A 12,737-nucleotide genomic window follows, 5' to 3' on the forward strand; every position below is an offset into this window, starting at 1 on the left:
CGTGGCCTGGCGACCCGCTATGACAAAGCTCCGGAGAGCTACGAGGCCGGGCTCTACCTCCGTGGCTCGATCATGTGGTTAAGACTCCTCACCTCAACCACATGATCCAAACTTTAAACAGCTCCTAGTCGCGGTCCGCCCGGGACGGCCGCAGCGGCGCTCATCGTCAGCGCGCCGGGCGGTGCGGGCCGCAGCGGGCGGTTAGCCGTACGTTCGGCAGGCGGATGGTGTCAGGCTGAAGACGGCGCCGGTCTCGGTCCGCCGGTGAGATCGGCGCGGCAGGGTGTCGGCGGCGCGCGCCGTCACTCCTAGGGATAACCCCGGGGCGGCCCCTGAAGTCAGGCCCGCGTCGCCCGCCTACCGTGGGCAACTGTGACCGCCGTCGAGGCCGGGCAGGCCGAGCGCATGCGGGCCGGGGTGCGGGCGCGCGTCGCGAGGGGCGCGGGGCTGGCCGGCCGGGAGCTGCGGCGGATGTCGCCCCCGGCGCTGATCGCGACCCTGTGCGCGGCGGCCCTGGCGCCGGTGCTGGCCGTGAGCATGGGTGGCGTGGCCGCCGCCGGGCTGGGCGTCCTCGGTTCCGTCGGCGCGAACGTCCTGACAGAGGTGGTCGTCAAGGCCATCGACGGACTCAAGGGCAGGCCGGCCGGGGCCGACGAGATCGAGCGCGAGGTCGCCGAGCGGATCGCCACGGCGCTGCCCGGCCCGCGGGGGCAGGCGCTGCGCGCCGACCTCGCCAGGATGCTGACCCACATCGACGCGATGCGGGTGGTCATCGCCACCTCGGTCGAGCAGGGCGACGCGGAGCTGCAGGAGCACCTGACCGAGTCGTTCGCCGAGCTGAGCGCGAAGTTCGCGGAGTTCGGCGCTCTCCGGGACGACCTCCGCGACGCCATGTGGGCCATCAATGAGGGGTTGTTGCGTCAGGACGCCGAGCGTCAGCTGGACCGGGAACGCTGGCTGCGGCAGTTCTCGCAGCTCAGGCTGGTCCAGGACCGGCTTGAGGTCATCGAGCGTCAGACCGGCCACGCCGTCGGCGACCCGGATGCGGAGCCCGCGCGGTGGTGGCACGGGCCGCCGTACAAGGGGCTGCGGGCCTTCGAGGAGGAGGACGCGGAGATCTTCTACGGCCGGCAGGCACTCACCGCGGAGCTGGTCGGCAGGCTCGCCGAGACCCTCGCCGGTGGCCGCGCGCTGGTGATGACCGGGCCGTCGGGCGCGGGCAAGTCGTCGCTGCTGCGCGCCGGTCTCCTGTCCGCGCTGGCGCGGAACGCGCTCGGCAAGGGGTCGAGTCGCTGGCCGCGAATCCTGTTCACGCCGACGGCCACTCCCCTGGACGAGCTGGCCCTGCACCTGGCGCTCGTCGGCGGGCTGGACGCGCTGACCGTCCGCGCGACGCTCGCCGACCATCCGGAGCGGGCCTGGCTGCTCGCCCGGCAGGCCGTCCTCGCCGCGACCCGAAATGAACCGCCGGGGCTCGTGACGGGACTTGAGGCGGGCCGCGTGCCGGGGCGGCTGGTCGTGGCGGTGGACCAGTTCGAGGAGCTGTTCGAGGCGGAGCAGGAGCAGGCGGAGGCGTTCGTCCACGCGCTCACCGCCCTGGCGGGCAAGGCGCCCCCAATAGACGAGCCGCCCCCAGTGGACGAGCCGTCCGCGCTGGTCGTGCTGGCGGTGCGCGGAGACTGCTGGGATCGGCTGACGGCCTATCCGCGGCTGGCCGCCCTGCTGCGTGGCGGCCCCTTCCTGGTACGCCCGATGGACGAGGCCGAGCTGCGGATGGCGATCTCCGGCCCGGCCGCCGCGGCGGGTCTCACCGTCGAGCCCGGCCTGGTCGACGCCGTCCTGACCGAGATCAGGTCGTGGGCGGGTCACTACGAGTCCGGTGCGCTGCCGCTGCTGTCGCAGGCCATGCTGGCCGCCTGGGGCAACCGCGAGGGCGACCGCCTGACCATCAAGGCCTACGCGGTGGCCGGGGGCGTCTCGCATGCCGTGGAGAACAGCGCGGAGGCCGTGTACGGGCGGCTCTCCGAGGCCGGGAAGTCGGCGGCGCGCGACGTCTTCTCCGCGATGACCGCGATCAGGCGCGGCGGCGGGCTGGTCCGCCGCCGGGTCGAACGTGCCGAGCTCTACCGTGTGGGGCATGACCGGGCCGAGGTCGACGCGCTGCTGGAGACGTTCGCGGCCGAGCGGCTGGTCCTGCTCAGCGCCGATGGGAGCACGGCGACCGCCGAGCCGGCGCACGACGTTCTGCTGCGGGTCTGGCCGCGCCTGCGTCACTGGCTGCGCGACGACGAGGCGGGACGCGTCCTGTACGGTCAGCTGCTCGACGACGCCGCGGAATGGCGCCGGCAGGACGGCGACCCCGCCTTCCTGTACCGGGGCGGGCGGCTGGCCATGGTCCGGCGGGCCATGGCGGAATGGGCGGCGGCCCCCGAGCGGCACCCGAGCCTGACCGGCGAATCACGGGACTTCCTGCGGGCGAGCGTCCAGCGGCGGCGCTGGTCGCTCGGCTCGGTCGCCGTCCTGCTGGCCGTCACGCTCGCCGGCGGCGGGGTGGCGGTGAACCAGAGCCTGTCGGCGTGGCAGGAGAAGGTGCTGCGGGTGGCCAGGCAGACGGCCGCGCGGGCGGAGTCGCTGCGGACCCGCGATCCGGTGCGTGCCATGGCGCTGAGCCTGGCGGCCTGGCGCATCGCGGACACCAGGGAGTCACGCGCGGCGCTCAACACCTCTCTGGCCCACCGGGTGTCCCAGGTCGTCGCGATCCCGGGCCTGACCACTCACGCCCAGTTCGACCTGAACGGCGACGGCACCGTCCTGGCGGTGGTGGACCAGGGCCGCGCGACCCGGTGGGACACGGCCGGCGGCCGGCCGATCGGTCAGGCGTCGTACGTCGGCCCGGGGGTGACCGCGATCGCGCTCAGCCCCGACGGCCGGACGCTGGCCACCGCCGGCGAGTCGTCGCTACGGCTGTGGAGCCTCGACGAGAGACGGCCTCTCACCCCGCCGTTCGGCAGCGGCGCCAAGTCCCTGTCCTACGAGGCAGGGCTGCTCGCGGTGGTGACGCCCGGGATGGACCGCTGGCAGGTCTGGGATCCGCGTACCGGGAAGACCCTGCTCGACGAGCCGGGTCCGGACGTCGGCGGGCTCACGGTCGCCGCGCACGGCCGGGTGGCCGCGGCGACCATGGGCGGGTCGTTCGTGGTCCGCGAGCTCGCCACGCGAAAGGTGCTGCTGCGCGGCCGCGGCGACGCCGTGGGGCTCAGCCCGGACGGGACTACGCTCGCCGTCGGCGACGGCGCGGACGTGCGGTTCTTCGACCTCGCCACGGCGGCGGAACACGAGACGAGGCTCCCCGCCGCCGACGCGGCCCTGGTGACGTACTCCCCCGACGGCCGGCTGGTCGCCACCGTGGACGGCACCTCGATGACGCTGTGGACGCCGGACGGCCGGCGCGTCCTGAGCCATTCCCTGATCGGCTTCTCCGCGCCGACCGCCCTGCGGATCCGGCCGGGCACCGCACGCTACGCGCTGCTGAACGGTGAGGTGGCCACCCTCGATCTCGGGCACCACGCCATGCCGGCCCGGCGGGTGACGTCCGCGGCGCTGGATCCGGCGGCCACGACCGCGGCCCTCATCGACGAGAAGGGGTTGTGGCTGCGGCGCGGCGCCCGTGCGCCGGAGTTCGTCACGGCGGGCGCCGAGACCGCCGCTTTCAGTCCGGACGGCCGGTGGCTGGCGGTCGGCCTGGGCGCGCCGGCCAGGGTCGAGCTGTGGAGTGTCGCCGCGCGGACCAGGGCCGCCGTGCTCCCCGTCACGGACCCGGTTCGCCCGCCGCAGTCGGTCAAGGCGTTCGCCTTCAGCCCCGACGGCCGGACCCTCGCCGTGGCGCCCTGGTCGGGCGGCTGGGGCCGGATCCAGCTGTGGGACGTGCGCAGTCACCGACGTACCGGCTTCCTGGCGCACGCCGGCGCGCCGCATCTGGCGTTCGGTCCCGACGGCCGGGCCCTGGCGGTGGACGGGCCGGACAGCGCACTCGTCGCGGCCGTGCCCGGCGCGAGAGCCGGTGGGGCGCTGGGCACCGCCGGTGACGACGCCCGTTCTGTCGCCTTCAGCGCCGACGGCCGGCTCGTCGCCACGGGGCTCGCCTCCTCGGGAGTGACCCTGTGGGACACCGCGACGCACGAGCCGGTCGGTCACCTGCCGACCCTGCGGGCTTTCGACGCCACCACCGCGCTCGCCTTCTCCCCTGACGACGGCACGCTGGCCGTCGGCACCGCCGCGGGCGACGTCCGGTTGTGGGACGTCGAGGCGAGCACCCCGATCGGTCAGCCGTACGAGCGGCACGCCGGCCAGGTCGAGGCCCTCGTCTTCAGCCCGGACGGCGGCACCCTGCACAGCATCGGCGAGGACGCGAGCGTCCAGCGCTATCCGATCGACCCGGCGCAGGTGGCGAAGGCGGTCTGCGCCAGAGCCGGCCACCCGTCGCTCACCGAGGCCGAGTGGCACCACCTCATCCCCGAGATGGCCTACAGAAAGGTGTGCCCATCATGAAGGCCACGAACGTCCCGCGTCCCGGCATCCAGTCCATCAGGATCAGCCCCGTGCCCCTGGTCGTCACCCGCGAAGAAGACCTGGACATCACCGTGGACGTGGCCACGACCGGCGTCGACTCCCTCACCGGCCTGCTGGTTCACGAGGAGTCCAGCCATCCGGTGAAGTTCGCGAAGGGGTCCGCCACCCGCGAGCAGCAGTCCTGGCAAGCCGTCCACACCATCCAGCGGGCGCGGCCGGGCCCGTGGCGGCTGGAGGTGACCGCCGACGCGCGCCTCGTCGAGGAGGTCGAGCTCGTCATCGAGCAGGCCGGCGTCAAAGCGGTCACGCGCATCGAGGAGTTCCGGGTCCAGTCCCGCCGGGAGGAGGACGAACTGATCCAGACGGTCACGGGACGGCTCGTGATCGAGCAGGCCGGGGGCCTCGTCGGCTACCCGGGACAGCTGGTCTCGGTGTTCTACCACGACGCCGACGGGTACGTCTGGGAGGACATCGCGCGCACGACGACGTCGGGCGAGGACGTGCCCGGCCACTTCACCCTGCAGACCGACGTGGGCAGGCCCGGTGAGTTCCAGGCGGAGTTCTGGACCACCGACAAGGCCATGGCGGCCAGGAGCCGGCTCCGCGCGATCGCCTTCGCCTGCACCCCCACCATCGACACCGGGATCAATCCTTACAACGCCGCTCCCGAACCCGCCCGGCGCAACGGGAACCTCAACCACACCGGACGCCTCTACCTCACGGCCACCGGCACCGACCTGCCGAGCAAGAAGGTGGACGCGCAGTTCTTCTACGGCGGCAGGTGGCGTACGGCGCATCCGGTGCTGGGAGCCGACAGCACGAACACCGACGGCGACGGCACGTTCGGCTTCACCACGCGGGTCATCGACCAGGGCGTGATCGGCGCCGGGCGTCCGCGTGGGCTGCGGTGGCGGAGTCGCTACCACGGCAACTGCCTGTACCGGCCGCGGTACTCCGAGGAGGACTTCGTCCGAATCCGCTGAACGGCGACGACGGTGCGGTCACCGTGGCCGGTACGGTGACCGCACCGTCGACCGCACAGTCGACCGCGGTGCGGCGGAAGCGACTCGGTCAGTAGGACGAGTACATCGTGACCTCGTCGATCGACCACCAGTAGGTGGACGTCCCGGTCTGGGTGATCCGGACGTGCCGAGCGCTCTGCGGGCTGACCGAGATCGAGCGTTTCCAGCCGAACCCGATCCCGGTCCCCACCGTCGTCCAGGTGCTGCCGTCCGTGGAGAACTCCAGCCGGTAGCCGCGCATGTAGTCGGTGGTGGCCGAGCTCGCCGGGGTTCGCACCGTCACCATGGCGATCGTCCGGGTGGCGCCGAGGTCGATCTGGTACCACTGGCCGGGGACCTGGTCGGCGCCGCTGTTCCACTTCGTGGCGCTGTCGCCGTCGATGCCGCCCGACAGCGTGCCACTGCCGCCGGTGCCGGAGGCGGTGGCCGTCCAGGCGGTTCTGGGGATGTCCACCGGGTTGAAGGACGACAGGCCGCCGGCGTACTTGGCGACGGTCGCCGCCAGCCGCTCGTTCCTGGTGAACGTGCTGGTGGCGAAGCGCTGGAGCTTCCTGACGAAGGTCGCCGAGCCGTCGCTGTTGATCACCGGCACCGGGGCGGGACGGTTGTAGTACAGGCCCCAGTAGCCCTGGCCGTCGGCGTCGGTGCCCCTGACCTTGTAGCTCCAGCTCGACCAGGACTGCTGCCTGGCGTTGATGCCGGCCATCCAGCGGGCCCACACGTCGTCGTAGTAGTACAGGGAGTACTCGCCGAACAGCACCGGGACGCCCGGGTCGGCCAGCAGGCCGGGCAGCGTGTCGAGCTGGTCGGTGACGAGCTGGTTCTGGGCGTTCCAGTCGGTGGCGCGCGGCATGTCGTACGGGTGGAGCTCGTAGACGACGTTGGTCCAGCCGTGGGTGGCGGGCGGTGCGATGGCGTTGTAACCGAAGAACGCGCCCATGACGATGACGTGGTCGGGGTCGACCGCCCGCACGGCGTCGTAGAGCCGGTCGTAGGCGGCGCTCTTCTGGGCGACGTCGTCGGCGTCCTCGGCGAAGTCGAGCAGCGGCTCGTTGATCAGGTCGTAGCCCGCGACGGCCGGGTTGCCCGCGTAGCGGGTGGCGATCGCCGTCCAGATGTCCTCGGTCCAGTCCTGGTAGGCGGGGGTGCCCCAGAACCCGTTCGGGTTGGGGCCGATGCGCCCGCAGCTGCCCCACGGGCAGCCGCCGCCCGGCACCGTGTGCAGGTCGAGCAGGGTGTAGATGCCGCGGCTCGCCAGCTCGGCCACCGCCCAGTCGATCTTGCTCCACGGATCGGCCCGCCAGGTGCCGTCGGTGTGGAGCAGCGTGGTCCAGCCGATCGGCAGGCGGACGTGGTTCAGGCCCATCGCGGCGAGGTTGTCGAAGTCCGCCTCGGTGATCCAGGTGTCCTCGTGCGCGTCACGGATCGCCTGTGGTTCCTTCTCGGCCACCTCGGCGAACAGGCTGAGCACCGCCAGCCCGACCAGGAAACGGTCCGGACGCGGGCCCGTGCTCAGCCCGAACGCCGTCTCCAGCGCGTCGCGCCTGGGCTTCGGCAGGCGGTGCAGGCGGTCGAGGAACGGGGCGCAGAGCTGGTGCAGGCCGCTGAAGGCCAGCTCCATCTCCGACTCGACGCCGGCCGCCAGGGCGACCCGGCAGCCGTCGGCGCCGCCGCGCGTGTGCTCCAGCAGCGCCGACTTGCCGATGCCCGCTTCGCCGCGCACCACCAGGACCGAGGTCGAGATGCGCCTGGCCCGCACCGCGGACACGAGCCGGTCCAGCCTCTCGCATTCGAAACTCCGGCCGTACAGCCGCATCCCGCGCTCACCCCTCCCCGGCCCCGCCCGACGGACGCTCCCACGTCTCGTACTGTGCCTGGGCAGGCGGCCCGATCGCCTCAGGGTGACCCTGGCCGTGGTCCCTAGTGACCCCCGGGGATCCCCTGGGGGTCACTCACTCACGGGGGCGGCCCGCTGCTCAGCCGCGTCTGCCGTGCCAGCGGGAGGTGCGGAACCCGTCGGCGCGCTCCAGGAGGTAGGTGAGCCTGGCCGCGGTCTTGCGCACGCCGTCGTCGTGCCGGTGCCGCTTGCCGGGGGCGAGGCGGGCGCGCAGGTCGAGCAGGTGGGCCAGCTCCCCGGCGACCTCGGAGACCACCCGGTACCGGATCCCGAAGGAGTGCAGGTCGCCGTGCACGTCGTCGACCAGGTCCTCGTCCACGTGCCGCAGCAGCGGCCTGAGCTTGGTGAGCAGCCGGGCGTCCAGGCCGGCCACGGGAGGCTTGCGTCGGGCGTCGTCGGCCGGCACGGCGACCAGGGCGCGCACCCGGGCGAACGCCAGCGCCCGCTCGGCGTCCGGGGTCGAGGGGTGTTCGGCGAGGTCCAGCAGGCGCCGCAGGGTCTCCTGCGTTTTTTCGTCGAACATGACGACAAGTGTATTCACTCGGCTCAGGCGCTCTTCCTGGGTGATCTCCGGTTCTCGTGGATCCCCCGGCTGGTGTCGTAATCACGACATGGCAGACAAACGGCACGTGTGACACCTGGCGTGCCCGCCGTCCCATCACCCACTCTCGTCTGCACTGGTTGTTGCGACGAGAGGTTTCACCCCATGCACTGGTCCGCCCATCTGACGGTGGCGGGAGTCACCACCGCCGCCCTGTTGAGCTCCCCGTTACCCGCGGCCGCCGCGGAGCCCGCCGCCGGCGACGGTGGCGTCCACCGGGTGACGTTGATCACCGGGGACGTGGTGACCGTCAGGCAGGCCGCACCCGGCAGGCACGCGGTCCAGGTGAAGCCGGGGCCGGACCGGGAGCGGATGGCGTTCAGCACCGTCGAGGAGAACGGCGAGCTGCGGGTCCTGCCCCGCGACATCGTCCCGTTCCTGGCGGCAGGACGGCTGGACCCCGGCCTGTTCTCGGTCACCAGGCTGATCGCCCAGGGCTACGACGACGCCAGGACGGACCGGCTGCCCCTGCTGTTCCTCTACGACGGCGCCGCGCCGAAGAGCGCGGCCGGGCCCGAGCTGGAGAGCGTCAACGGCCGGGTCGTCGCCGCCGAGAAGCGCACGATCGGCCAGCTGTGGAAGTCGCTCGACGAGCCGCGGGCCACGTTGTCGCAGGGCGTGACGAAGATCTGGCTGGACGCCAAGGTCAAGGCCACCCTCGACCGCAGCGTGCCGCAGGTGGGCGCGCCCGAGGCGTGGCAGGCCGGCTTCGACGGCACCGGCGTCAAGGTCGCCGTGCTGGACACCGGCGTCGACGCCGCACACCCCGACCTGGCCGGACGCGTCAAGCAGACCAAGGTGTTCACCGGCGAGCCGAGCGTCCAGGACGGCAACGGCCACGGCACCCACGTGGCCGCCACCATCGCGGGCGGCGGCGGCAGGAAGGGCGTCGCGCCGGGCGCCGAGCTGATCGTCGGCAAGGTGCTCGGCGACGACGGCTCGGGCACCCTGTCCGGCGTCATCGAGGGCATGGAGTGGGCCGCCGCGGAAGGCGCGTCGGTGATCAACATGAGCCTCGGCGGCGGCGCCACCGACGGCACCGACCCGCTCAGCCTCGCCGTCGACACGCTCACCGCGCGTACCGGCGCCCTGTTCGTGGTCGCGGCGGGCAACGACGGCGCGGCCTACTCCATCGGCACCCCGGGCGCGGCGACCTCGGCGCTGACCGTCGGCGCGGTGGACCACCAGGACGCGCTCGCCGAGTTCTCCAGCCGCGGCCCGCGCCTGGACGACGCGCCCAAGCCCGACCTGACCGCCCCCGGCGTGGCCATCGTCGCGGCCCGCGCGTCGGGCACCGCGATGGGCGAGCCGGTCGACGAGCGTTACACGGCCGCCTCCGGCACCTCGATGGCCACGCCGCACGTGGCCGGGGCCGCCGCGATCGTCAAGCAGCGCCACCCCGGCTGGACGGCGAAGCAGATCAAGGACGCGCTGGTCGGCTCGGCCGAGCCCATCCCCGGTCAGCGGATCGACGACGCCGGAGCCGGCCGCCTGGACGTGGCCCGCGCGGTCCGCCAGGGCGTGACCGCGACCGGCGTGCTCGACCTCGGCAAGCACCAGCGGGGCGAGGGCCCGGCCACGGCCGAGGGCACGATCACCTACGCCAACGGCACGGCCGCCCCGGTCACGCTGGAGCTGGCCGCCACCCTCGACGGGGCCGCGCTCAGCGCCAGGTCCGTGACGGTCGCGGCGGGCGGCACCGCCGACGTCAAGGTCACGGTGGACCTGGCCGGGCTCGCCTTCGGCCGCTACGGCGGCCTGGTCACCGCCACGTCCGGCGCGGAGCGGGTGCACACCACGCTGGCGCTGACCTGGAAGGGGCCGCAGCACACGGTGCGCTTCACCGCCGTCGACGCCGCGGGCCGGCCGACCGGCGCCGACACGCTGTCCATGTTCGGCGCCTCCCAGCAGGACGACCTCTTCACCTGGCTGCCCGAGCAGGGGCTGAGCGTGGAGGTGTCGGAGGGCACGTACATGACGCAGTCGCTCAACCTGAGCGGCGCCTGGGGCCGGGCGCACCCGCGTGACGGCATGATCGTCATCCCCGAGCTCAAGGTCGACCGCGACCTGGACGTGGTGCTCGACTTCCGCAAGACCACCCCGGTGACCATCAGGACCAGGCAGCCCGCCGAGCAGGTGGGCATCTACACCTACTTCACCCATCGCGCGTTCGGCTCGCGCGAGATCTCCCAGGGCGTGATGAACTTCGACGTCAGCGAGGGGCTAAACGTCTCGCCGACGCAGCCGGTGCGTGACGGCTCGTTCGAGTTCGCCTCGCGCTGGCAGCTCGTCGCGCCGAAGCTCACCGCCCGCGTGCCCGGCACGGCGCAGCGGTTCCGGATGGGGTTCCTCGGCCGGTCGCCGGGCGTGGAGGGGCGGCACCTGTGGCGGCTCGCCGACGGGACGGCCGGGTCCAGGGGCAGGGCCGCGGTCGTCCGCGCCGAGGACATCGACTGGGCCGACCCGGCCGCGGCCGCGATCAAGGCGGGAGCGGTCGCCGTGATCCTGGTGATGGCGCCCGACGACCCGTTCGGGCATGGCTGGAAGCCGGCCGGCGCCGACCTGCCGATCCCGGCCCTGCTGGTCACCGCCGACGACGGGCGGCGGCTGCTGGAGCGCATCGCGAAGGGCGGGGCGCGCATCGAGGTCACCGGGATGATGGACTCGCCGTACCTCTACGACGTCATGCAGGTCTCCGCCGGGCGCGTGCCGGACACGATCGTGCACGAGGTGGACGACGGCAACACCGCCCGCGTCGACACGACGTATGCCGACAACGGGGGCTTCGGCTGGGCCAAGGAGCAGCGTTTCGGCTGGCGTCCCTGGCAGTCCTACTCGCTCGGCCAGCAGATGGAGACGCAGCGGATCGTGAAGACCCCGCTGCGCCGCGCCGAGTACGTCAGCGCCGGCGGCTCCCTCTGGCAGCACCTGGTCAACCACCAGTACACCTGGGACGAGATGGGCCGGCTCCAGGACGGCATGACCGAGCAGCCGCGCACCTACCGGGCCGGCGCGCGGATCGGCGAGAGCTGGCACGCGCCGGTGGTCCGCCCGGCGATCCCCGCCTGGCTCGCGCCCGCCACCAGGGAGGGCGACACGATGGACATCCGTGTCCCCGAGTTCGTGGACTCCTCCGGCCACGTCTCCCGCGCGGGCGTCGACAACGACACCGCCTCGGCCCGGTTCTTCCGCGACGGCACGCTGGTCGCCGAACGCGACGCCGCCTGGGGCGCGTTCCCCGCGTCGCCGCAGGAGGCCCGCTACCGGCTGGAGCTGTCCACCAGGCGCACCTCGGCGGAGTGGACCACGGCGACCGCGACCGAGACGGCCTGGACGTTCCGCTCCAAGCCGGGCGACCGGGTGCTGCCGCTGTTGCAGGTCGACTACGACGTGCGCGCGGAGCGGCCCGGCCTGGTGGGCTTCACGGTCCGGCACCAGGACGGCGTGAGCGGCGCGCGGGCGAAGGACCTGCGGCTGGAGGTGTCGTACGACGACGGCGCGACGTGGCGCGGGCAGCCGGTGATCCCGCTCGGCGGCGGGCGATACAACGCGATCGTCCTGCGGCCGCACCCGTCGCTGCGGGTCACCGCCTCCGACTCGGCCGGCAACACGGTCGAGCAGACGGTGATCAGGGCCTACTGATCGGTCAGAGCCAGTTCTCGCGGGCGGCGTGCCAGGCCAGTTGGGTCCGGGTCTGCGCGCCCGCCCGCTCCATCAGGTAGGCGATCCTGCGCTGCACCGTCCGCTGGGAGATCTTGAGCTGGGTGGCGATCGACTTGTCGGGGACACCGGCGATGAGCAGCGACAGCAGGTAGAGATGGTCGGCGTCGAGCGGGCTGCCCGGGCTGGTGAGACCGACCGGCGTGGCCCGCTCCCACAGGCTCTCGAACAGTGCCTTGAGCGCGTCGAGCAGGCTGCTCGGCCTGATCAGCGCGGCGGTGAGCTGGGTCAGGCCGTCGGTGTGCTGGATGAGCGGGAGCACCCCGAGCTCGCCGTCCGCGATGATCATCCGCACCGGCAGGACGGGCAGCGCCCGGGCCTGCTCCCCCAGCTCGATGCCGTCGGCGAGGTTGACCAGCATGCCGGGTTCCTCCAGCAACGCCTTCTCGTAGAGGACGCGGTAGCCGACGCCGCGCCGCAGGGCCGCCAGTTCCTCGGTGTTCTCCTGCGAGGTCATCGCCACGTGCCCGGACCGGCACAGGCTGAGCACCTCGTGCCTGGCGCCGTCCTGCAGCAGCCGTAACTGCTCGCGCAGCGCCGTGCGGCTGGTGATCACCTCGATGAGCTGCGCCGCCTCGCGCCGCCGCGCGTGCGCCAGGTACTCCCCCGTGAGCTGCTCCATGGCCTGCCGCGCCCGGTCCACCTCGGCCTGGCGCCGGTGCAGCCGGGCGGCGAGCGCGACGTCGGGCGCGACCGCGGTGAACCGGCCGGGATCCCCGGGTACGGCCCGCGCCAGCCCCTTGGCCAGCAGCGAGCCGAGCGCCTGCCGCGCGACCTCGGCCGCCACGCCCAGTTCCTCGGCCAGGGCGTCGGGGTCGACCTCGGTGGTCCTGACCAGCAGCCGGTAGGCGGCCTCCTCCGCCGCGCCCAGCCCCGCCGCGCTCAGCACGTGCCGCACACGGCCCGATCCAGATTCACCCGGCCATTG

General features: G+C 73.2%; 6 protein-coding genes. 3 read left to right on the plus strand and 3 right to left on the minus strand.

Going from position 1 to position 12,737, the window contains the following annotated elements; genetic code table 11:
- Positions 1–372 precede the first annotated feature (372 nt).
- Complete coding sequence (locus tag HII36_RS58795; RefSeq protein WP_173526535.1) at positions 373–4,548, plus strand: AAA family ATPase; 4,176 nt, start codon at positions 373–375, stop codon at positions 4,546–4,548.
- Complete coding sequence (locus tag HII36_RS29490) at positions 4,545–5,552, plus strand: hypothetical protein (protein WP_173526536.1); 1,008 nt, start codon at positions 4,545–4,547, stop codon at positions 5,550–5,552. The genes HII36_RS58795 and HII36_RS29490 overlap by 4 nt, the downstream gene beginning before the upstream one ends.
- Before the next feature lie 88 nt (positions 5,553–5,640).
- On the opposite strand, the gene HII36_RS29495 is transcribed toward HII36_RS29490, so the two are convergent.
- Together HII36_RS29495 and HII36_RS29505 are read right to left on the minus strand one after the other, a co-directional pair.
- Positions 5,641–7,407, minus strand: coding sequence for a cellulase family glycosylhydrolase (locus HII36_RS29495; protein WP_217370120.1), 1,767 nt, complete (start codon positions 7,405–7,407; stop codon positions 5,641–5,643).
- A 160-nt stretch (positions 7,408–7,567) separates the two neighbouring features.
- Positions 7,568–8,011, minus strand: a complete 444-nt coding sequence (locus HII36_RS29505; protein WP_173526537.1) for a hypothetical protein — start codon at positions 8,009–8,011, stop codon at positions 7,568–7,570.
- A gap of 183 nt (positions 8,012–8,194) precedes the next feature.
- Here HII36_RS29505 and HII36_RS29510 point away from each other — a divergent pair, with 183 nt between their 5' ends.
- Positions 8,195–11,731, plus strand: a complete 3,537-nt coding sequence (locus tag HII36_RS29510) for a S8 family serine peptidase (RefSeq protein ID WP_217370121.1) — start codon at positions 8,195–8,197, stop codon at positions 11,729–11,731.
- A 4-nt stretch (positions 11,732–11,735) separates the two neighbouring features.
- Here HII36_RS29510 and HII36_RS29515 read toward each other — a convergent pair whose 3' ends face one another.
- Positions 11,736–12,707, minus strand: coding sequence for a helix-turn-helix domain-containing protein (locus tag HII36_RS29515; protein ID WP_217370122.1), 972 nt, complete (start codon positions 12,705–12,707; stop codon positions 11,736–11,738).
- Between the last annotated feature and the right edge of the window lie 30 nt (positions 12,708–12,737).

The sequence above is a fragment of the Nonomuraea antri genome, from assembly GCF_013283785.1.
GTDB lineage: Bacteria > Actinomycetota > Actinomycetes > Streptosporangiales > Streptosporangiaceae > Nonomuraea > Nonomuraea antri.